This is a genomic window from Natrinema sp. CRL1 (assembly GCF_059162405.1).
In genome coordinates, this window is the sequence record NZ_JBLVOY010000002.1 from 786,654 (window position 1) to 807,281 (window position 20,628).

A 20,628-nucleotide genomic window follows, 5' to 3' on the forward strand; every position below is an offset into this window, starting at 1 on the left:
AACGGAGTGACGAGTGGCGTGAGCGTCGAAAATACGACGAGTAGATTTGAAGTAGACGACGAGGGAGCGAAGCGACCGAAGTCGGCGTGGTTCAAATCTACCTCCCGCGATGTCTCGAGGTGAGCAGTAACTCTTGATACCGTTTGTCTTATTATGTCTCCATCAAATCATATATTTCTGTCAGCTACTGTCAGTACAGGTTATAAAGGGCACGGAGAATACCGACAACTCCTCCACAATCCACCGTCGATAGCCCGACTGGATATTCCACGCCCGAATCCGAACTTTTACAACAGAACGCCACATAACCTGTTATGGAAGTGTTCCACGATGCATATCCACCGCACCTACCGAGCGAAAATCCTCAACCACAGTCAGGTAGAGGACTCGCTCGACCGGCACGGGTGGAGTGCGTCAAAGCTCTGGAACGTTGCAAACTATCATTCTCGCCAAGTGTGGGATGAGACGGGCGAGATTCCAGACGATTCGGACTTGAAGGGCGAGTTGAAGACTCACAACAAGTACAAAGGATTGCACTCACAGTCCAGTCAGCGCGTTCTGGAGGAACTCGCTGAAGCCTTCAACTCGTGGAAGCAAAAGCGCAAGAACGATTCTCGTGCGAATCCGCCCGGCTACCGCAAGAAAAATTACTACGACTCAGAAGGCCGCCGTGTCCACGAAGAACACCCGCGCAGCACGGTGACGTGGAAGCAGAAAGGCATTCGTCACGACACCAACAACGGGCGAGTGCGCCTCTCTAAAGGAGCGAATCACAAGGAACACCCCCGAGCATGGGAATACATCCTTGTCGAATACGAAACGCACCCCGGAGTTACCGTCGAGAACCTGCAACAAGTCAGGGCTGTCTACGACAAGGCGAAAGGGCGCTGGGAACTGCACTTAGTGTGTAAGCACGAAGTGGAGACACCCGACGCCCCCGGTGATGAGACGGCAGGTGTTGACCTCGGTATCTGCAACTTCGCCGCCGTCGCGTACAGTACCGAGGACGCCGACCTGTACCCCGGCAACCGCCTGAAACAGGACGGGTACTACTTCCCGAAAGAAATCGCCAAGTGTGACGATGCAGGCGGCCAAGAAGCAACTCGATTGCACGCGAAGTGGTCAGAGCGTCGAACCCACTTCTTCCACTCCTTAGCCAAACACATCGTTGAACGATGTGTCGAGCAAGAAGTGGGTCGAATCAACATCGGGAAACTCGCTGGTGTTCGTGAGGTCGAGAACGGCGAGTCAAAGAACTGGGGTCGTCACGGCAACCTCGACCTGCATGGGTGGGCGTTCGACCGTTTCACCAACATCCTCGAATACAAGGCAAAGGCCGAGGGTATCGAAGTCGTAGAGGTTTCAGAGCGCGACACGAGCAAGACGTGTTGTGTCTGCGGTAGAGAAGACGATAATCAGCGTGTTGAGCGTGGCTTGTACGTGTGCAAGACGTGTGATGCGGCGTTCAACGCTGACGTGAATGGGGCGGAGAACATCCGTCTCGACATCAATCAAAGTAACTCCGAGTCTTCGCCCAGTTTGGACGAGGATAGGAGTAGCGGCTGGTTGGCACAGCCCGGAGTCTACCTTCATGACTTGTCCAGCGGATTCCAACCGCAGGCTCAAGTGGTAGACTGCAAACCTTAATATCCCAATCCAGCGGTGCGGTGCCGTGGGATTCCTCCGCGTTCACGCGGAGGAGGATGTCAAGAAGCAGCACAATCTATATTCACCACAAGTGGCTGTCTGGTAGTATGAGCGACAACAAAGATGGTGTGGATGAAGCGAAACGGGCGGCAGAAGCAATCAATGAGATCGGCGCTGAGCGGTTATCAAACGTCCTAACAGGCGTGTTTTCTGAAGCGGTGAAAGCGGAGCAGAGAGACGAAAAAGAGTGAGTAATACGGAGGTTTCAGCGATCAGGTGTTTCTTACTGCATGCTGTCTGCATTGTGAGACCTCAACAGAGTCTCTCGTTCAGAATCCGAAGACTCGAGGACCAATCAGCGCGCGCCACAGCACGTCATCAGTACCGATCAGTCGAGATAGCCGAGTTCGCGCAGGCGCTCGGTCGGCATGTCGATCCCCTCGTCGCCGTCGGACGCGCCAGCCCCGGATTCCGCCGCGCGTTCCTCGACCCATCGCCGCACGTCGAATACCGATTTCGGGTGGGTGTCCGCCGTCGAACTCGCGTACGCCCGCCAGGAGTGACTCGCCGGTTTCTCGCCGGCGTCGGGCGGGTAGAACTCGGTTCGCATGCCGTGGTCGCTGACGACGAGGAGGTCGTCGTCCTCGCCGAGGGCGGCGACGATTTCTTGGACGAACTCGCCGACGCGTTCGTAGGCGCGGCCCAGTGCGGCCTCGTCGTCGGCGTAGGCGTGGCCCGCCGCGTCCAGCGTGTGGACGTGGACGCCGGCGATCGAGACCGGGTGTGCGATCATCTCGCGGGCCCAGCCGAACTGCTGGGCGCAGAGCCCGAACAGTTCGCGCTCGAACTCGCTGCGGGGCATCCCCTCCGCGACGGCGTTCATCAGATCCCACGCCCGCTGGAGGGGTTGCCCGTCGTGGACGCCCGGCCAATTGTGGACGACCGCGCCGTCGGCGTCGAACATCGAGTCGCGGTCCGTCTCGCCGATTCGCTCGCGGTTGCCGGTGCGGGAGCGAACCAGTTTGCCGAGCGTCCCCCGCGTCGACTCGTCGAGGTGGCCGGTGACCGCCGATGCGAGATCGAGCGCCGGATTTCCCCACTCGCTCGTGCCGCCGCCGGTGATCCCGTGTTCGGCCGGCTCGAGCCCGGTCGCGACGGTCGCCCAGACCTCGGGCGTGTACGGAACGTCCTGGGTGTTCGCAAACGTCTCGATCTCGCCGCCGGACTCGAGGCGGACGGCGTCGAGGTCGAAGTGGTCGACCAACCCGGCATCGAGCGCGTCGAGCGCGAGGACGACGACGGTCATGCGTATCCGAGATCCTCCAGATCTTCCTGTAGCGCTTCTTCCTTGACGACGTAGGCGGGATCGAACCGGTCGCGTTCCCGCTCGAGAGCGGGGTCGTCGACCGGTTCGCCGTCGTCGAGTCGATACGTGCCGTCGCCGGTCGCGATGTGGGCGGCGTTCATGGCGGCTTTCTGGTCCCCGTAGGCGGCGAAGGCGGTGTCGCGCTCGAGCGTGCCGACGCCGTGTTCGGTCCCCGTCAGGACCGTCGGGACATCGACCAGCGAGACCACGTCGCCGAGATCGGGAGCGTTCCGCGTGCCGAACGGGACGTTCAGGAGTTCCGGGCGCATCTCGCCGGGGTGGCCCCATAAGCCGTCCTCGCCGAGCAGTTCGCCATGGTCGCCACAGAAGACGACTCGCGTACCGTCCGGAATCGCGTTCCAGAGAGTCTCGAGTACCGAATCGAGTTCGCCGATCTCCCGTCGGTAGAGCTCTCGGACGAGGGCCTCGTCGTCCTCGGAGCCGCGTTCCGAGAGGACGCGGCGGGTGACCCGCTGGGCCGTCGCTCGATCGATGGGCGCGCCGTCGGGGTCGTAGGGATGGTGGGGTTCCATAAAGTGCAGCCAGCCGAACCACTCCTCGCGGTCGTCGGTCTCGGTCAGGAACTGGTCGACCACCTCGTCCGCGGGGCGGAACGACTTCTCGGTCTCCTCGACGTAGCTCCGGAGCTGCTGGTATCGGTTGTAGCCCCAGCTGGCGACCTTGTAGGGAAGCGAGCCCCGCTCGAGCAAGATTGCGCCCTTGTCTTTCAGCGACTCGCCGCCGCCTTTCGGCGACGTAAACGAGTCGAAGCCGGCCGCGTAGCCGTACTCCTGGGACAGCAAGTGGTTCGTCGTGATCCCGACGCTGGGGGCGTCGAACTCGTGGGCGACGCTGGCCGCCGACTCGAGCCCGTTCCCGGCCGGATACTCCCCGCCGATGATCGCCGGGAAGCTGCCGGGCGTTGCGGTGCTCGTGGCGAAGGCGGCGTCGTGGGTCTCGTCCAGGAACTCCAGGGTTCGGGGCATGTACTGGACGTGGTCGGTTCTGAGCGAGTCGACCGTGACTAACAGGGTCGTGTCCGTCGTGTGGTCGTTCATAGGTATCCCAGGTCCTCCAGTCGCGCGCGGCTCGCCGCGTCTACGTCCTCGCCGAACGCCTGCTCGTCGTGGTCGCCGTCAGTGACCCAGTCGCCGAATGCGGACGCGAAGAGACCGTCCGGGACCGTCTCGTCCGGGCGTTCGACCTGCTTCGACGGCGGTCCGGACACGTCGTACACCGCCTCGGTGCCGAGCTGGTCGCGGTAGTACTTCCGATCGCCCCGGTAGACGACTCGCTGTCCCCGGTCCCAGTAGGATTCGTCGCCGCCCTCGGGGATGCCGGAGCCGGAGCCGACGATTTCGGCACGGGCGCGCTCGCGCTCGAAGGCGAACGGATCGAAGGGATCCTCGCCTGCGAGCGAGCGGACCACGTCACCGAGGTCTGCGTGGGAACTGAGCCCGTCGACATCGACCGAACGGGCAGTGTCGCCGATTGCTGCGCCCTGTTCGTCGGCTCGAGTGTCGTCGACCGCGAGATCGAGGGGCCGATCACCGGTCGCGATGACGTCGAAGGGGACGTGCAACAGCGCCTCCGAGAGGCTGCTCATGTGATTCATGAGTGAGCCATCCGACTCGTAGCCGAGGTTCTCGCCGTGGTCCGCCGTTACGATCACGATCGAGTCGCGGTCGTCGCCGGTCGCCAATGCGGTCACGAGGTCGGCGACGATCCGGTCGAGATAGTCGACCGTCGCCGCGTACAGCCGGCGGACGCGCTCGATGTCCGCGCCGAACTCGCCGAGGCCGTCCGTGGCGTTCACGTCCGAATCGCGGAACGTACTCGAGTGGAAGTCGGCTGAGACGCCGTGGATCGAGTTGTCTAACCCGCGAAACGGCGTGTGCGGACCGTGGGCGTCCATGAAGTTGGCGAAGGCGAGCACCGGGCCGTCGGGTTCGGTGACCTCCCGCTCGAGGGTGCGAGCGATCGCGCGGCCGCCGAAGTCGGTCGGTTTCTCGATCGGGAGTTTCCGGCTCACGTCGTCCAATTTGAGGAGGACGCCGTTGGCCAGCGACCGCAGCGGGTGGTCGTGTGCGAGGGCCTGCCGGACGAAATCGGCGTAGGCTTCCACGCCGTCGGTCGAGCGATCGGAGATATGGCGCTGGACGTCCATGCCCGCCGGCAGCCTGCGGCTCGGCGAGATGGGGATCGTGCGATCGAAAAAGCGGTCGAACCCGAAGACGGGGCTGGCGTAGATGTTCGACGAGACGCAGACCGACTCGTAGCCCGACCGCGAGAGTGGCGCGATCCAGGTGTCCGCAACGTCGATCGGGTCGAACCGACGCTGGTGGGCGTGGACGCCCGTCTCCGAGGGGACCGCCCCGGTCAGCATCCCGGCGTGGCTCGGGACGCTCCAGCCGCCGAGCGCCCGCATCCCCTCGAAGCGGACGGTCGCCATCTCTCGGAGGCGAGTGGCGTACTGGTCGTAGACGTCTTTCCTGACGGTGTCCAGACAGAGGACGACGACGTTCGGGCGGGCGTCTCCGGTCATATGAATCGCTCGAGTGCGGCGCTGAAGCGGTCTCGCTGGTTCGATTCGGTCAGGTCGGTGACGAGGTCCCGCTGGTCGCTCGCGACGGACCGCCGCTCCGCGGGCGACAGGTCGGCGAACGCCGTCAGTCCGTCGAACAGGCCCGCCTCGGTCGGCGGAACGACCTGTCGGGCGGGCAGGAGCTCACGGACGCCGGTCGCCTCGGTGACGATCGTCGGCGTTCCCGAGAGGATTCCCTCGAGTGCGGCGACAGGAAACGCGTCGCCCCGCGAGGACTGGACGTAGACGCTCGAGCGGTCGAACCAGTCGGCGAAGGTATCGAGGTCGACGAATCCGGGCGTGAGGACGTGGGATCTGTCTGCGTACCCTTCGGCCTCGTGGCCCTCGCCGAGGATGACCAGCCGAACGTCGGCATCGACGGTCCGGGCGAATCGCTCGACGGCTCGAGCCAGTCGATCGTAGCCGTTCGCGGGTTTTGCCTCGCCTGCCGTGAGGATCGTGAACGGATCCGCGGGCGAGTTCGGGGAGAGCGCCGCGAGGCGCTCGTACTTCTCGTCGGCGATCGGCGGCCGGACGTACGCGACTGGGGCGTCGCCGAGGTACGGTTGCCCCCAGCGGTAGGCGTCCCTGCCGACCGCGATCACGCCGTCGAGTAGCCGGCTCGAGAGCGGCTTCAGTCCGCGCCAGAAGAATCGCGTCGGCCGCTCGGACAGGGTATAGAAGGTCTCGTCCGCGGCGAGGTAGACGAGGGTCGTTTCCGGATGACGAAGCTTGTAGGCGAGCCCGGTCTGGAGCGGTGCGCTCCCCTCCGCGATGACGGTGTCGTACGCGGGCAGCGTCCCGGCGGTCCGGAGCCGGTCGACGGTCCGCTCGGTGTTGCCGTCCGATTCGGACGGACGCGCGCCGGTCTCGAAGTGGCGACGGTCGGCGCCGACGGCGTCGGCGAACACCCGGTGAGCCGGGTGTGCGTCGCTGTTCTGATAGAGCAGACACCGATCGCTCGTCGCCGCTCGCTGTGTCTGAGACGGCTCGGTCACCGTCTGCTTCCTCGAGTCCTCGTTTCGATCGCGTGCGGTCGTCCGCGCGGTCACTGATCAAGCACCCCCTCGGCACGCGGTCGGCCGGGTTCTCGATTGTCGTCTGCACGGCCCGCTTCTCGCTCCGGGTCCGGTGGGGCGTCGCCGGCCGCCGTCTGCTCGACGACCTCGCGCAGGCCCGCGGCGAAGCGATCGTACTCGTAGCGCCGGGCCTCCTCGCGGATCTCGCCGGCGTCGAAGTCGTCGGGATCGAACCGGCGGACCGCCTCTCGGATCGAGGCGACGGTCGGCTCGAAGCACAGCCCCGTCCGCCCGTCCTGCACTTGATACCGCGTGAATCCCTCGTTCACCCCGAGCAGGGGTTTGCCGGCCATCATGGCCTCGGCCCCGACGAGGCCGAAGTCTTCCTGTTTCGGCGCGTAAACGACCGCGGTAGCGCGCGCGACGAGCGATTCGATATCCTCGACGTAGCCGCGGACCTCGATGTTGTCGTAGTTCGCCGCGAATTCCTCGAGTTGCCCGCGCTGCTTGCCGTCGCCCGCGATGACGAGTCGTTCGTCCAGTCCCGCGAAGGCCTTCGCGGTCAAGTCGATCCGCTTCTCGGGGGCCAGCCGGGACCACGTCACGAAGTAGCCGTCATCGCCGTCGTTACGCCAGTCGCCGGTCACCGGCGGGTAGACGACCGTCGCGTCGCGGTCGTAGAACCGCCGAATGCGATCGCGCACTAACTCGCTGTTCGCGACGAACTGATCGACGTAGTCGTTGGCCTCCTTGTCCAGCGCCCGCCACCCCTTTGCGTACGCCTTGAGCCCGGTCTCGACGAACGGCAGGTCGAACGACGAGAGCCGGTCGCGGTAGAGGTCGTACAGCCACCGCGGCGGGCTGTGCGGGTAGTGGACGATCCGCTGGCCGACCGCGGGGACGTAGTACTTCGACAGCGGCGCGCTCTCGAGGACCACGTCGTAGTCGACGAGGTCGGGGTGGGCGTCGGTCATATCCAGCGCCACGTTCAGCGTCTCGAGCGGGTTCATCCCCTCGTTTTTCCACTCGAGGAACGGCCGCCACGGCAGCGAGGTGTATTTGGTCTGCTGGAACGGGATAACTTCGATATCGTCGGGGATCTCGGTCCCGTCGGCGACGTAGGCAGTGTAGATCGGCGCGTCGAGCACCCGCGCGGCCTCGAGCGCGAACTCCTCGCCGCCGCCGATGCCGGGAAAGCGGTCGTGGAGGAGGGCGACGTCGGTCACTGTAACACCTCTCGGAGCTCGTCGTCGGTCGACCACGTGCCGTCGTGGGTCTCGCTGTCCCCGTCGGCTCGAGCGCGGAGCAGCGAGACGCTCGCCCGGAGCAGCGAGATCTGGGTGTCGAACAGCGAGTAGAACGGCTGGAGCGGGCCGAGCGCGTCGCGGGAGCCGAGCGCCGTGAACGCGAAGACGCCGGCCGGCGTGAGCAGTCCGGCGGGTCCGAGGATCGCCAGCGAGCCGAGCGTGGCTACCGCGATCCCCGCCGCAACGAGCCACGGCGAGACCACCATGAACCACCAGTTAAAGGGGAGGACGACACGGCCGTAGGCCCCGTGGCTGCCGAGCGCGTCGCGCTGTCGCCACAGGAGTCGGAGCAGCCCCATCGCGCGCCGGTCTTTCTGCTCGCGGCGCTTGCCAAAGGCCGAGTGGGCGGCCTCCTTGTAGTGGATGGCCGGATCGAAGACGACGCGGCCGCCGTTGCGCCGGATCTTCAGCGCGAGTTCGGTGTCGTCGGCGATCGAGTCCTCGTCGATCGGCACGATCGCGTCGCGTTCGAACGCCGAGAACGGCCCGTGGAAGATCAGCGTCGAGTCGATGTGGGACTCGAGGATCTGGATCATCGTCTGGATGTCCCGGTAGCCCCGCTCGACGCCGCTGCCGCCGAGGACGTCCGCGTTGCGACCGGTCACCGCCGCGACGACGGGATCAGCGAGGTTCGCGGCCGCCTTCCGGACCGCGTCGGGTGCGAGCCGCGAGTCGCAGTCGGTCTTGACGACGACCTCGTTGTCGGCGGCGGCGTAGGCCTCGTTCAGCGCGACCGCGAGCCCCTGGCGCTCGTCTTCGCGGATGAGCGTCAGCTCCGGCTCCGAACGCCCGGCGAAGAACGTCTCGACCAACTCCGCCGTCCCGTCGTCGCTCGAGTCGACGACGACGATTTCGACCCGCTCCATCGGGTAGTCGAGTTCGACGAGTTCCTCGAGTTTCGATTCGACGATCGCCGCCTCGTTGTACGTGGGGAGGACGATGCTCACTGATGGCTCTTGGGACCACGTGTCGGCGGGCGTCCCCGACGGCCGTCGGAGGTAGTACACGCCGAGGTAGATCAGATAGGGGAGGCCGGTCAGTGCAACTAACCCGAACAGAGCCTCGAGGAAACGCTTCATGCAGGTACGGCTAAACGCTCAACGGACCGGCTGAAAGCCAGTCTCCTTGCATTGTGCAAGGGACGACGGCCGTTACTGTCGTCGACTTTGAGGGGTCCGTGATCGCCTCGCGGATCGATTCGGTCGGACTGCTGTCGATCGACGGCGGGGAGAGCGCACGATCCCACCGGACCGGTGGCTTTTTCCACCCGCTCGCCAACCGTCGAGTACGCGGTAAACGCTTGTGAACTGCGTCACAGTTCCGTGACGCATCCCACATCCGATATGCTTTTACGGGGCTACGGTATAGATTCGGGTATGTCAGTACTAGCCGAGTCCGCCGTCGGGCACGACGAACTCGCCGTGCTCAAACTCCTCGCACTCGAGGGCGGACTCGAGGGCGACGTGAAGATTTCCTGTTCTCGCCTCGCAGACCGCCTCGACGCGTCGAATCAGACCGCCTCGCGGCGACTGCAACGGCTCGAGAGCGCCGACCTACTCGAGCGGGATACGGTCAGCGACGGCCAGTGGGTCGCGATCACCGAGACCGGCGAGCAGACGCTCCACGCCGAGTACGAGGATTACCGCCGCATCTTCGAGACGGACTCCCGGCTCTCCCTCGAGGGGACCGTCACCAGCGGCATGGGCGAGGGTCGCCACTACATCTCCCTGCCGGGGTATCAGCGCCAGTTCGAGGAGCGGCTGGGCTACGAGCCGTTCCCCGGCACGCTCAACGTCGACCTGCGCGAGGACAGCGTCCGCCGGCGCAGCGCCATGGCCTCGCTCGAGCCCGTCCCCATCGACGGCTGGGAGTCCGACGACCGGACCTACGGCCCCGCCGTCTGCTACCCGGCGACGATCGAGACGGCCGACGGCGACACCTACGACGACGCCTACACCATCGCCCCCGAACGAACCCACCACGACGACGACCAGCTCGAGGTCATCGCCCCCGACAAGCTCCGCGAGGAACTCAGCCTCGAGGACGGCGATCACATCACCGTCTCGGTCGGTGATCGGGAATGACTGGCCACCACGCGGGTCCCCAGTCGAACGCCGAGGGACGCGCCGCGGGATCGACGAACGTTGCGGGGTCGTTCGAACACGCCCTCGAGTCGCTTCGAGCGGGCGAACCGATCCTCGTCCACGACGCGGCCGACCGCGAGGGGGAGACGGACCTGATCTACCATGCCGACGCCGTCACGCCTGAGGCCGTCGCCCGGCTTCGCAACGACGCCGGCGGACTGGTCTGTGTCGCGCTCGGCCACGACATCGCGGAGGCGTTCGAGTTGCCGTTCTACTCGGAGGCCGTCGACCACCCTGCGACAGCCGACCACGAACTCGGCTACGACGACCGCTCGTCGTTTTCGCTGACGGTCAACCACCGGGATACCTACACCGGCATCACCGACGACGATCGATCGACGACCATCCGGGCGCTCGGCGAGGCCGCCGCCGCACCCGAGGCGACCGAGTTCGCGTCGGCGTTTCGGGTCCCCGGTCACGTCCACCTCCTCAAGGGCGCGCCCGACCTGCTCGCCCAGCGCGAGGGCCACACCGAACTCGGCCTCGCGTTGGCCGACGCCGCCGACCTCGCCCCCGCCGTCGTCGTCTGCGAAATGCTCGACGACGCGACCGGGGCGGCGCTCTCGCCCGCCGACGCCCGCGCCTACGCCGAACGGCACGACTTCGCCTACCTCGAGGGCAGCGAGGTCCTCGAGCGCCTCGGCTGAGAGAGGGCGAACGAACATCGACGGCTCGAGAACGAGGTATTCCGTTGCTCCGCGTTCTTCGACCGTCGTATCGCGCCCAGCGACGGTTCCTCGCCCGGAACCCGTTTCTGTACGGCTATTTTCGACGATCGAACCATAATTTCGACTGTTGGACCAGAATAGAAAATACGGTGGGGTGGATGGCTACCGCACATGGTGTACTCCATCGATCGACGACGGCTCGTACAGGGAATTACCGGCGGTCTCGCGGTCGGGGTCGCGGGCTGTCTCGGCGGCGACGATGACGAGGAGTCAGACGAGGAACCGAACGAGGAGACCGACGACGCCGAGGACGGCGAGGGAAGCGCCGGCCTCGCCTATGCGTTCGGTCCGGACACGATCTCGCTTATTGATCCCGCCGCGGGAACGGTCGTCGACGAGATCGAGGACGGTATCGACGGTTACGAGTACGGCGACGCTGTCGTAACCGCAGACGAGAGCCAACTGTTCGTCATCGAAGAGACGCTCAGTCAGGTCCTCGCTATCGATCTCGAGGCGCGCGAGATCGCCGCCGAGATCGGGATGGGACCCGGCGGCACCCACATGTATCACCCGACGGACGACGAGATGTGGGCTCACTCGGACACGGAGGGGACATTCTACGTCATCGACACCGACTCCCACGAGGTCATCGAGACGGTCGAAACCGGCCTCGACGGGGAGGGCCACGGAAAACTCCTCTCTCACTCAGCACTCGGCCAGACGGGGTACGCAACCAACGTCAACGACCCTGCCCTCCACGTCGTCGACCTCGAGGCGTACGAACGAACCGACACGATTGAACTCGGCGAGAACGGCGGGACCCACTACAAGGCGTACAGCCCGGCCAACGGATTCGCGTACGTCGAGTACGGCGACGTTACCGCTGTTGTCGACACCGCGACCGACGAGGTCGTCGACGAACTCGACGTCGCCGGCGGCATGTACCTCACGCCCGACGAGGAACGGATGGCAATCGTCGATCACGGCGCGATCCACGCGTTCGACGTTACCGGCGACGAAACGACGGCCATCGGCTCCGTCGTGATCGAGGGCGGTCCCGACGACCTCGAGTACTACCGAGCCGACGATACCCTCTACGGCTTTACGGCCAACACGATGGACGCCGACTCAGTCGTCGTCGATATGGACGCCCTCGAAGCAGTCGACCGGATCGAGGTCGGTGATATCGAGCGCCCGGAAGGAGCCCAGCACCTCCACCGATCGGCCGTCTCCGGCGACGGGCACTTCTTTACGCCCGCCGACGCCGCGGGTACCGTCGCGGTGATCGACATGGCTAACCGGGAACTGGTTTCGCAGGTCGAGGTCGGGGACGGCGTCGGCACCGTCGCCTACGTTCCCGAGTGAGCATGGGGATCGGTGACTCGCTCGAGCAGCCAGGCTCGCGCCGCGCCCATAGTCGCCGCGTACGGCTTCTCGTCAGTTTCGTCGTCGTCGCGCTCGCCCTCAGTCTTGCCACGCCGGTCGCGGCTCACGCGTACCTGAGTGACGCCGATCCGTCGAACGGCGACCGGGTCGAGTCCGTTCCCGACGAGGTGACGCTGACGTTCGGCGGCGACGGTGTCCAGACCGCCGACGTGACGGTGACAGGTCCCAACGGCGAAGACATCAGCGGCGACGCCGCGGTCGACGCAGACGACTCGCGGACCGTTCGGGTCCCGATTACGGACGCGGCCGACGCGGCCGATGGACTGTACACCGTCCGGTGGACGATCCTCGCCGACGACGGCCACGAGACCGACGGCTCGTTCGTCTTCAGCGTCGGCGACGCCCCGCTCGATCGAGACGCCGTTCTCGCGGCCGCCGAGGGCGACGGCGAGAAGAGCGAGGAGTCCATCCCACCCGTCGAAACCGCCGCGAAGGGGCTGCTACTGGTTGCGCTCGTCGCGCTCGTCGGCGGCCCAGTGACGGCCGCGGTCGCGGTTTACCCGGTCGTCGACCGGTTCGGTTCGTCGGACCGGGCCGTCGATCGCCGCCTCGCTCGGCTGTTCGCGGCCGCGGGCGGACTGTTGTTCGTCTCCGTCCTCGTCCTCGGACTCAGCCGGGCCGCGTCGGTCGGTCCGCCGTCGCTCGAGACGATCGTCGAATTCGCCGGACTGCCGCTCGGGACTGCATGGGTGGTCCAACTCGCGTTCGCAACGATCCTCGCCGTCGTCCTCGCACTCGCCGCGGCCGGATCGTTATCCCGCCGCGTCTGGCTCCCCGGAGCAGCCGCCGGCGCGGTTTCCGTCGGCGCAACCGTCAGCTGGACGAGCCACTCCGCGACGGCGATCGATCGGCTGCAGGGAACTGCCGTCGACTTCGCCCACGTCGGCGGCGCGGGACTGTGGGTGGGCGGCCTCGTCGTCCTCGCCGTCGTCGTCCCGCCGGCGCTCCGCGAGACGGCCCCCGACAATCGGGCGGCGCTCGCCGCCGGAACGATCCGCCGCTACTCTCTGCTCGCGCTCGGCGGCGTGACGCTGGCTGCGGCGACCGGCCTCCTCCTCGCGGCGTGGCACGTGCCGACCCTCGAGTCGATCGGCGCGAGTCGCTACGGGGTCGCGCTCTCCGCTAAAACACTCCTAGTCCTGTTGGCGCTCGGACTGGGCGGATTCACCCGATTCGTCCTCCTCCGGCGGCTCGAGCCCGCCGCGAACGGCGGCCGGGCGGACGGGAGCGGGACGATCGTCGCGTTCACCCGCGCCGTCCGCTTCGAGGTCGCCGTGCTCGTCCTCGTCGTGTTGCTCTCGGGGATGATTACCTCTATCCCGACGGCAGCCGTCGACGGCGCGGACGACGGACTCGAGCGAGCCACGATCGAACGCGAGGGCGATATCGATCTCGAGCTAACGGCGGTCCCCGCCGAGCACGGCGGCGACGGCGACGATGGCGAGGCCGGTGCCGATAATCGACTCCTCGTACAGGCGGGTGAGCCGGTCGTCTTCGAAGCCGCGTTCCGCGACGGCGACGAGCCGCTGGAATCGGAGCGCCCCGTTCGCTTGCTCGCCGACGGTCCCGATGGCAACCGGTTCGCAGTCGACCTCGAAGCGACCGACGACGGGACCTACGCGACCGTTCGGGCGCTGCCGGCGAGCGGCGACTGGCGGCTGCGAATCACCGGCGAACCGGATGATCGGTACGTCGACGAGTGGATCGACGTGCATGCGATGGCGGACGCTACCGAGCGGGGACACGGGGAGTTACGCGCGCACGACCGGGGTGCAAGCGGCGCCGGAGCCGATTTGTCCTTGACCGCCGGTCTTCGGATCGCCGCTGTCGCGATCGGTGTCGTCGGCATCGCGGCCGTCGGTATCGAAGCGGTTCGGTCGCGGGGACGCTGACGACCGCGTGCGAGGCCGGTCGGGACGCGTCGGATTCGACGGCGCGGTGCCGGCGCGCTCGGCGACGGCCGAACCCGAAACCGCGAACACTTAGTAGAGTGGCTTGCAACAGTCCTGATCATGGGATTCGACGAGATGGACGTCGACACGATCTGGATGGACGGCGAGTTCGTCGACTGGGACGACGCGGAGATCCACGTGTTGACCCACGGACTCCACTACGGATCGGGCGTCTTCGAGGGTGCACGCTGTTATGACACCGACAACGGGCCGGCGCTGTTCCGCTGGGAAGAACACGTCGAGCGGCTCTTCCAGTCCGCCAAGCCCTACGAGATGGACATCGACTTCACGACTGAAGAGCTCACTGCGGCGACAAAAGAGCTCATTCAGCGCCAAGAGCTGCCCTCCTGTTACATCCGCCCGATCGCCTACTATGGCTACAACTCGCTGGGTGTCAGTCCCAAGGACTGTCCCACCCGCACCGCCATCGCCGTCTGGCCGTGGGGAGCCTACCTCGGCGAGGACGCACTGGAAAACGGCATCGACGTGATGATCTCCTCGTGGCGAAAACACGCCTCGAGCCAGATCCCCACGAACGCCAAGACCTCGGGGCTCTACGTCAACAGCATGCTCGCAGGCGAGGAAGCTCGCCGGAACGGCTACGCGGAAGCGATCGTCCTCAACAAGGAGGGCAACGTCGCCGAAGGCCCCGGCGAGAACATCTTCCTCGTGCGCGACGGCGAACTCTTCACGCCCGGCCTCTCGGAGTCGATTCTCGACGGCATCACCCGCGACTCCGTGATCCAGATCGCGGAGGATCTCGGCTACACCGTCCACGACAACGTCTCCATCTCGCGGGGCGAACTCAACACGGCCGACGAACTGTTCTTTACCGGCTCCGCGGCCGAAGTCACGCCCATCCGCAAAGTCGACAACGTCGTCATCGGGGATGGCTCTCGAGGCCCCATCACGGAAGAGATCCAGCAGAAATTCTTCGAGATCGTCGAGGAGGCCCCCGACGAATACGACGACTGGTTCGAGTACGTCGATATCTAACTCCCGTTCCCGACAGCGACCGCAGCGACTCGATTCCGGATTCGCTCTCTGAACGGCTACGCAGGCCACATTGCGGTACTTTTCCGCTTAAAACAAATCGTTTGGCCGGGAGCGTGCCTCGAGTACCACGAGAGGCACGCGACTCGGGGGAGGGCAGGCGGTTGCCCACGGTTGCCGTTCCGCGAGCGAACGCAGTGAGCGAGCGGGCCGACGACTGACCCGGAAGCCGCGCTCTGCGCGGCTGGCGGGAAAGGAGTGTTCTCGTGAACGGAGTGAACGAGAGCTCGGAAGACGCGAAGCGTCTTCCGGTGCTTTTGATCGAAACTGAGCGGGAGCAAAGCTCCCGCGAGGTCCAAAAGAGCGCTACGCGCTCTTTTGAAGATTTTGCCGAGGGCGCGGCTTCGCCGCGCCCGCAGCGCAAAAGTTCGTCCCTTAGTCGTCGTCAGACCCAGTCGTCTTCGCCTCGTCGATCACGTCGATCGAGACACCGGCGTCCATGCCGCGGCGGTTGGCGTCGCCGAAGCCGGCACTGAGGACTCGAGTGAGCGCGTCTTCGACATCCTCGTCGAGTTCCGTGATCCGGTCGGATTCGACCTCGATGACGTAGCCGGTGGTGATGTTCGGCGACGTGGGCAAGAACAGCACCTCGCGGCCGTCGCTGGTCACTTTGCCCGTCTTGAACGCCGTCATCCGCAACCCCTGCCACGTCTCGAGTTTGACGGGTTTCTGGAGCGATTCCTGTTCGCCGAAGGCGGTCTCGGCAGCCATCTTCGAGGCGTTGTAGACGACGCGGATGACGGGCACACGGTTCGCGACGTTGTCGACGAGGCGTTCGACGAGCCCGCCGACGGTCGTCCGCATGAGGTAGCCGACCGAGAACGTGAGAATGATGAAGACGGTCAGCGCGACGATCACCCGCAGGAACTGGGCGACTTGCTCGCGCGTCTGGACGGCCTGCTCGCTCTGGCCGCCGATAAACGGCGTCAGCGCTTCCGGTTTGAGAATGAGACCCGGCGTGAGACCGGCGACGAGGCCGTAGAGCCAGTAGATCGCGTAGAGCGTGATGAGGATCGGGACCAGAACGATGAGCCCACTCGCGAAATCCCGCTTCCACGAAGCCATGTCCTGAATCTCACACTACTGGCTAATGAGCGCTTCCCTTTGTCGTATCCGGGTCCGGAGGTCGCCCGCGGACTCGAGGCGCGGCGGGTCCAAATGGGGCGGCCCAGCGGACGAAATTTCAAGTCGGCTCGGTGAGCAGGGAGCCATATGAGCCTCGAGCAGGAGGGCGCGGAGGAGGCCGATCCACTGGACCCGTTCCGACAATTCTTCGCGCTCGAGCGCGACGTGCTCGTCCTCTCGGCGGCGATGTTCGCGTTCAGTCTCGGCTTTCAGATGACCAATCGGTACATGGCCGAGTACATGTCGGCATTGGGCGCGTCGGCGGTCGTCATCGGCCTGTTCGGTTCCTTTGGGAACATCATCAGCGCGGTCTACCCCTATCCCGGCGGGGCGATCTCGGACCGGATCGGGTCGCGATACGCGCTGACCGCCTTCGGCCTCTGCTCGACGGTCGGCTTCGGCATCTGGCTGGCCGCCCCCGCGTTCGCGGACGTCTCGATCGGGTCGACCTCGCTCGCGATCGTTCTGCTCTTTCTCGGCTTGCTCCTCGCGCAGGCGTGGAAATCCTTCGGTCTCGGCGCGACCTTCGCGATCGTCAAGCAGGCGGTGCCGCCCTCGCAGCTGGCGGCCGGCTTCGCGAGCACCGAGACGTTTCGTCGGACCGCCTTTCTCGTCGGCCCGCTGTTCGCCGCCGCACTCTTCTATCCGTTCGGCTCGAGCGACGGGGCTATTCTCACCGCCTTTCAACTAATCCTGCTCGTCGCGGTCGTCTTCGGCGTTCTCGGAACGCTCGTCCAGCACTTCCTCTACAGACCGGACGAGGACGGCGTCGGCAAGGAGTTCGAGGGCGTCTCGCAGTTGGTCGCCGACCTCCGAGCGATGCCCGACGAACTCCGCCCGCTGCTCGTTGGCGATACCCTCGTCCGCTTCGCCAACGGGATGGTCTACGTCTTCTTCGTCATCGTCGTCACTCGGTTTCTCGAGGTGGGACTCACGCTGTCCGTGCCGGCAATCGGGACCGTCGATCTCTCGCCGCAGTCGTATTTCGGCGTGTTGCTGGGGATCGAGATGCTCGTCGCCCTACTGACGATGATCCCGGTCGCCAAGGCCGCCGAGCGGATCGGCCTCAAGCCGGTCGTCGCGCTCGGCTTCGCGGTCTACGCGATCTTTCCGATCCTCCTGATCAACGCGCCGGACAATGCGGCCGTCCTCGCGGCCCTCTTTGCGTTCTCCGGGCTCCGGTTCGCGGGGTTGCCCGCCCACAAGGCGCTGATCGTCGGCCCGGCCGAGCGAGGTGCCGGCGGTCGGGTGACGGGCGCGTACTACCTCCTGCGGAACCTGATCGTCATCCCGAGTGCCGCCCTCGGCGGCCTCCTCTGGGATGGCGTGTCGAACCCCCTGACCGGGACCGAGATCGTTGCTGGGGATCCGATCGTCGCGTTCAGTCTCGCGACCGCGATCGGACTACTCGGCACGGCCTACTTCCTGCTGTTCGGCGAGGAGTTCGAGGCGTACAAGTAGCCGCCGAATCGACCCGGTTCGGCGCGATTACGGGAGAAACAGCCGGTAGTAGTACGGACTCACGAACCCCTCGATCAGTGCCGCGATCGCCAGCAGAATCCCGATACCGACGAGCACCCAGAACGCCCGCTCGAGCGCGTCGGCAAGCTCCGTTCGTCCCGCACGACCACGCCACGTCCGCCACGCGGTGACGCCGACGGAAACCCCGAGCGCGCTGGCGATGAGGATCGCCGGAATCTCGATGATGCCGTGGGGGACGACGAAGGCCGCGAGTTCGGCCGGATCGACCTCGAGGCGGGCGGTGATTCCCAGCGCGAGCCCGTTGAACAGCACGGAGACGATCGCCGGGAGCACGAAGGCGACGCCGCCGTAGGCCGTCGTGATCGCGACCAGCCAGTTGTTGCCGAACAACTCGAGTGCCAGCGCCGGGGGGAATATTCCCTCGAGTCGCGTTGCGATCGACGCGCTGAACGTGCCGACGAAGGGGTCAGCGGCCGCCCAGCCCATCCAGAAGCCGAGGAGCCCGAGAACGAGGACGAGCGCGTGGGTTGCCGGAGTCGCCCGGACGAACGAGATCAGTTCATTCCAGCCGCGCCGGAGTCCAGCCCGGAACTGAGCGCGGAGGGTGCGGGTCGGCGGCTCCGGCGGTGCTAATCGGTCCCGGTAGCCACAGTAGACGGCGGTCTTCAGCAGATCCAGCGCGGGGAAGACGAGTAGGGCGGAGAGCAGCGAGCCGAGCGTGACGACGTCGGCGAGCGAGAGCAGGCCGGTGATCGTCGACAGTCCGACCATCGCGAGGATCGCCATGGCGTAGTAAAAGACGGCCTCGACCGGCTGTGCGCGGACGAAGCCGGCGGCGCTCCGCAGGGAGCCGAAGACGCCCGCGTCGTCGACGACGACCGCGACCGGTGCGAACGCGAACAGCGCTCGGATGAGGACGAGGAGGACGACGGTGAGAACCCCAGCCAACAGGACGACCGGAACGGAGAGGAGCGCCGAGCCGGTTCCCAGCGAGACCGCGCCGGCGAGCAGCGCCGTCCCGATGCCGACGGTGACGAAGACGACGATCCAACACAGCAACTCGAGGACGAAGAGACCGAGAAACCGCAGCCAGTAGCGTCGCGCCCCGTCGAACGCGGCGAGGAGGCCGCGGTTGTCGCGCAGCCGGCTGTAACAGGCCGAGAGCTGTCCCGCGGCGACGGCGGCCGAAAGCAACGCGAACAGCACCACGCTCGCGCCGATCGTGGCCGCAGCGAGGAGACCGAGCGGGAGCGTCACGAGCTGGTCGAAGACGGGATCGAGGCCGTTGGCCCACGATTCGACCGCTTCGGTATCGGCGTTCGGATCGGTCGGGGGTGACTCGAGGTCGGCTAGCGTCGTCCGGATCGTGTCCAGACGGCCGGTTGCCGCCAGAAAGAGGTAGGCGACGGCGATCCCGGCGAACGGAACGACGCGAACGATCGCGGTGATCGCGACGCCGAGGGCGTACATGGGCAGGAGGTCGCCGGGGCGGCGGCGAAGCACGGCGACAACGGCGGCGACGAAATCGGAGAGAGCCATAGCGACCGTTGGATCGCCTGTAAGTTAAATGAAGGCTCTTCCCGCGCATAACATCGGCCGGGAGCATCCGGCGGTCCGCGTCCGATCGACGCCTCGAGACTTACGTCGATCGGCGGCGTAGGTCCGCGTATGGTCACCACGATCGACGCTGACCGACTCGCGGAACTGCAAGACGACGACGCGGACTTCGTCCTCGTCGACACCCGTCCCGCGGACAGCTACGAGTCGTGGCATATCTCCGGGGCGGTCCACTTCCCCTTCGGTCCCGAGGAGGAACTCGACGGCCGCCTCGCGGACCTTCGAGACGCCATCGGCGACGCTGACCGCGTGATCACCGTCTGTGCGAAGGGTCTCTCGTCGGGCAACCTCGCGACGCGCCTCGAGTCGGCGACCGACGAGTACGATGTCGGGACCGTCGACGGCGGGATGAAGGGGTGGAGCGGCGTCTACGATCGCGTCGAGATCGATGTCGGGGACGGGCTGACGATCGTCCAGATCCAGCGCCGCGCGAAGGGCTGTCTGGGCTACGTCGTCGGCTGTGAAACCACGGGGGAGGCCGTTATCGTCGATCCGACCGCGGACACCGACGAGTACGCGGTCGCGGCCGAAGAGGTTGGCCTCACCGTCACGGGCGTCGTCGACACGCACGTCCACGCCGACCACGTCTCCGGCGGTCGCCAGTTGGCCGACGACCTCGAGGTGCCGTACTACCTGGGCGAACGCGCGAGCGAGCGCGATGTCGAGTACGAGTACACGCCCCTCGAGGGCAACGAGGTGCTCGCGGTCGGCGAGCGCGAACTCAAAGCGCTGTTCGCGCCGGGTCACACGAGCGAGATGCTCAACCTCCTGGTGGACGATCGGGCGGTACTGACCGCCGACACGCTGCACGTCGATTCGACCGGGCGAACGGAACTCGAGTTTAGCCACGATGAGGGCGAGGAAGGGGCCAGACTACTCTACGAGACGCTCCATCGAACGATTCTCGCCGAGCCCGAGGGCGTCGTGGTGCTGCCCGGTCACGTCACAGTCACCGCCGACGGCGAGTTCGAACACGGCGCACCCGGCGAGCCGATCCGGACGACGATCCGCGACGCGCGGACCGGGATCGATCTGCTCGGGCTCGCGGAAGACGAGTTCGTCGACCGCATGGCCGACGCCGGCGAGAAGCCCTCGAACTACGAGGCGATCATCGAGTACAACCGCGGCGTCCGCGAACTGCCGCCCGAGGAACGCGTTGAACTCGAGCTCGGGCCGAACAACTGCTCGGCGTGAGTCACGGTCCGGTGGACCGGGCGT

The 20,628-nt window shown here is 66.0% G+C and carries 17 protein-coding genes; 9 read left to right on the top strand and 8 right to left on the bottom strand.

Going from position 1 to position 20,628, the window contains the following annotated elements; genetic code table 11:
• Positions 1–330: 330 nt before the first annotated feature.
• Together ACJYUO_RS09715 and ACJYUO_RS09720 are read left to right on the top strand one after the other, a co-directional pair.
• A complete protein-coding gene (locus ACJYUO_RS09715) occupies positions 331–1,647 on the top strand; it encodes an RNA-guided endonuclease InsQ/TnpB family protein (RefSeq protein ID WP_494345172.1) in 1,317 nt (438 codons plus the stop codon).
• A 107-nt stretch (positions 1,648–1,754) separates the two neighbouring features.
• Entirely contained in the window at positions 1,755–1,898 is a 144-nt protein-coding gene (locus tag ACJYUO_RS09720; RefSeq protein WP_494345173.1) for a hypothetical protein, read from the top strand.
• A gap of 137 nt (positions 1,899–2,035) precedes the next feature.
• Here the strand turns inward: ACJYUO_RS09720 and ACJYUO_RS09725 are convergent, their stop codons facing one another.
• From ACJYUO_RS09725 to ACJYUO_RS09750, 6 genes are read right to left on the bottom strand one after another with little or no spacing between them, the layout of a single operon-like run.
• The gene (locus ACJYUO_RS09725; RefSeq protein ID WP_494345174.1) at positions 2,036–2,953 is read right to left on the bottom strand and encodes an alkaline phosphatase family protein; all 918 of its coding nucleotides are present in this window, start codon (positions 2,951–2,953) and stop codon (positions 2,036–2,038) included.
• Positions 2,950–4,071, bottom strand: a complete 1,122-nt coding sequence (locus ACJYUO_RS09730; protein WP_494345175.1) for a sulfatase-like hydrolase/transferase — start codon at positions 4,069–4,071, stop codon at positions 2,950–2,952. The genes ACJYUO_RS09725 and ACJYUO_RS09730 overlap by 4 nt, the downstream gene beginning before the upstream one ends.
• Positions 4,068–5,558 carry a sulfatase-like hydrolase/transferase gene (locus ACJYUO_RS09735; protein ID WP_494345176.1) on the bottom strand — a complete coding sequence of 497 codons (1,491 nt, stop codon included), beginning with the start codon at positions 5,556–5,558 and terminating at the stop codon, positions 4,068–4,070. The genes ACJYUO_RS09730 and ACJYUO_RS09735 overlap by 4 nt, the downstream gene beginning before the upstream one ends.
• A complete protein-coding gene (locus ACJYUO_RS09740) occupies positions 5,555–6,649 on the bottom strand; it encodes a glycosyltransferase family 4 protein (protein ID WP_494345177.1) in 1,095 nt (364 codons plus the stop codon). Before ACJYUO_RS09740 ends, ACJYUO_RS09735 begins: the two co-directional genes overlap by 4 nt.
• Complete coding sequence (locus ACJYUO_RS09745) at positions 6,646–7,842, bottom strand: glycosyltransferase (RefSeq protein WP_494345178.1); 1,197 nt, start codon at positions 7,840–7,842, stop codon at positions 6,646–6,648. Before ACJYUO_RS09745 ends, ACJYUO_RS09740 begins: the two co-directional genes overlap by 4 nt.
• Complete coding sequence (locus ACJYUO_RS09750) at positions 7,839–9,002, bottom strand: glycosyltransferase (RefSeq protein ID WP_494345179.1); 1,164 nt, start codon at positions 9,000–9,002, stop codon at positions 7,839–7,841. Before ACJYUO_RS09750 ends, ACJYUO_RS09745 begins: the two co-directional genes overlap by 4 nt.
• A 297-nt stretch (positions 9,003–9,299) precedes the next feature.
• On the opposite strand from ACJYUO_RS09750, the gene ACJYUO_RS09755 reads away from it, so the two are divergent.
• The 5 genes from ACJYUO_RS09755 (at position 9,300) to ACJYUO_RS09775 (ending at position 15,129) form a co-directional block, all read left to right on the top strand.
• Entirely contained in the window at positions 9,300–10,007 is a 708-nt protein-coding gene (locus ACJYUO_RS09755; protein WP_494345180.1) for a DUF120 domain-containing protein, read from the top strand.
• Complete coding sequence (ribB, locus tag ACJYUO_RS09760; RefSeq protein WP_494345181.1) at positions 10,004–10,714, top strand: 3,4-dihydroxy-2-butanone-4-phosphate synthase; 711 nt, start codon at positions 10,004–10,006, stop codon at positions 10,712–10,714. Before ACJYUO_RS09755 ends, ribB begins: the two co-directional genes overlap by 4 nt.
• A 192-nt stretch (positions 10,715–10,906) precedes the next feature.
• The gene (locus tag ACJYUO_RS09765) at positions 10,907–12,100 is read left to right on the top strand and encodes a YncE family protein (RefSeq protein ID WP_494345182.1); all 1,194 of its coding nucleotides are present in this window, start codon (positions 10,907–10,909) and stop codon (positions 12,098–12,100) included.
• A 2-nt stretch (positions 12,101–12,102) separates the two neighbouring features.
• Positions 12,103–14,073 carry a copper resistance CopC/CopD family protein gene (locus tag ACJYUO_RS09770; protein ID WP_494345183.1) on the top strand — a complete coding sequence of 657 codons (1,971 nt, stop codon included), beginning with the start codon at positions 12,103–12,105 and terminating at the stop codon, positions 14,071–14,073.
• 120 nt (positions 14,074–14,193) lie between these two features.
• The gene (locus ACJYUO_RS09775; RefSeq protein WP_494345184.1) at positions 14,194–15,129 is read left to right on the top strand and encodes a branched-chain amino acid transaminase; all 936 of its coding nucleotides are present in this window, start codon (positions 14,194–14,196) and stop codon (positions 15,127–15,129) included.
• 432 nt (positions 15,130–15,561) lie between these two features.
• Here ACJYUO_RS09775 and ACJYUO_RS09780 read toward each other — a convergent pair whose 3' ends face one another.
• The gene (locus ACJYUO_RS09780) at positions 15,562–16,251 is read right to left on the bottom strand and encodes a DUF502 domain-containing protein (protein ID WP_494345185.1); all 690 of its coding nucleotides are present in this window, start codon (positions 16,249–16,251) and stop codon (positions 15,562–15,564) included.
• A gap of 147 nt (positions 16,252–16,398) precedes the next feature.
• On the opposite strand from ACJYUO_RS09780, the gene ACJYUO_RS09785 reads away from it, so the two are divergent.
• Positions 16,399–17,772: an MFS transporter gene (locus ACJYUO_RS09785; protein WP_494345186.1), complete on the top strand. Its 1,374-nt coding sequence runs from the start codon at positions 16,399–16,401 to the stop codon at positions 17,770–17,772.
• 27 nt (positions 17,773–17,799) lie between these two features.
• On the opposite strand, the gene ACJYUO_RS09790 is transcribed toward ACJYUO_RS09785, so the two are convergent.
• Positions 17,800–19,332: a stage II sporulation protein M gene (locus ACJYUO_RS09790; RefSeq protein ID WP_494345187.1), complete on the bottom strand. Its 1,533-nt coding sequence runs from the start codon at positions 19,330–19,332 to the stop codon at positions 17,800–17,802.
• 129 nt (positions 19,333–19,461) lie between these two features.
• Here ACJYUO_RS09790 and ACJYUO_RS09795 point away from each other — a divergent pair, with 129 nt between their 5' ends.
• A complete protein-coding gene (locus ACJYUO_RS09795; protein WP_494345188.1) occupies positions 19,462–20,604 on the top strand; it encodes an MBL fold metallo-hydrolase in 1,143 nt (380 codons plus the stop codon).
• The last annotated feature ends 24 nt before the right edge of the window (positions 20,605–20,628 follow it).

What these genes read in the sequence shown, in the direction of transcription:
- ACJYUO_RS09720 (WP_494345173.1), top strand. Translation starts at nt 1,755, where the DNA reads ATGAGCGACAACAAAGATGGTGTGGATGAAGCGAAACGGGCGGCAGAA.
- ACJYUO_RS09765 (WP_494345182.1), top strand. Translation starts at nt 10,907, where the DNA reads ATGGTGTACTCCATCGATCGACGACGGCTCGTACAGGGAATTACCGGC.
- ACJYUO_RS09730 (WP_494345175.1), bottom strand. Translation starts at nt 4,071, where the DNA reads ATGAACGACCACACGACGGACACGACCCTGTTAGTCACGGTCGACTCG.
- ACJYUO_RS09770 (WP_494345183.1), top strand. Translation starts at nt 12,103, where the DNA reads ATGGGGATCGGTGACTCGCTCGAGCAGCCAGGCTCGCGCCGCGCCCAT.
- ACJYUO_RS09715 (WP_494345172.1), top strand. Translation starts at nt 331, where the DNA reads ATGCATATCCACCGCACCTACCGAGCGAAAATCCTCAACCACAGTCAG.
- ribB (WP_494345181.1), top strand. Translation starts at nt 10,004, where the DNA reads ATGACTGGCCACCACGCGGGTCCCCAGTCGAACGCCGAGGGACGCGCC.
- ACJYUO_RS09780 (WP_494345185.1), bottom strand. Translation starts at nt 16,251, where the DNA reads ATGGCTTCGTGGAAGCGGGATTTCGCGAGTGGGCTCATCGTTCTGGTC.
- ACJYUO_RS09735 (WP_494345176.1), bottom strand. Translation starts at nt 5,558, where the DNA reads ATGACCGGAGACGCCCGCCCGAACGTCGTCGTCCTCTGTCTGGACACC.
- ACJYUO_RS09790 (WP_494345187.1), bottom strand. Translation starts at nt 19,332, where the DNA reads ATGGCTCTCTCCGATTTCGTCGCCGCCGTTGTCGCCGTGCTTCGCCGC.
- ACJYUO_RS09785 (WP_494345186.1), top strand. Translation starts at nt 16,399, where the DNA reads ATGAGCCTCGAGCAGGAGGGCGCGGAGGAGGCCGATCCACTGGACCCG.
- ACJYUO_RS09750 (WP_494345179.1), bottom strand. Translation starts at nt 9,002, where the DNA reads ATGAAGCGTTTCCTCGAGGCTCTGTTCGGGTTAGTTGCACTGACCGGC.
- ACJYUO_RS09775 (WP_494345184.1), top strand. Translation starts at nt 14,194, where the DNA reads ATGGGATTCGACGAGATGGACGTCGACACGATCTGGATGGACGGCGAG.
- ACJYUO_RS09725 (WP_494345174.1), bottom strand. Translation starts at nt 2,953, where the DNA reads ATGACCGTCGTCGTCCTCGCGCTCGACGCGCTCGATGCCGGGTTGGTC.
- ACJYUO_RS09755 (WP_494345180.1), top strand. Translation starts at nt 9,300, where the DNA reads ATGTCAGTACTAGCCGAGTCCGCCGTCGGGCACGACGAACTCGCCGTG.
- ACJYUO_RS09795 (WP_494345188.1), top strand. Translation starts at nt 19,462, where the DNA reads ATGGTCACCACGATCGACGCTGACCGACTCGCGGAACTGCAAGACGAC.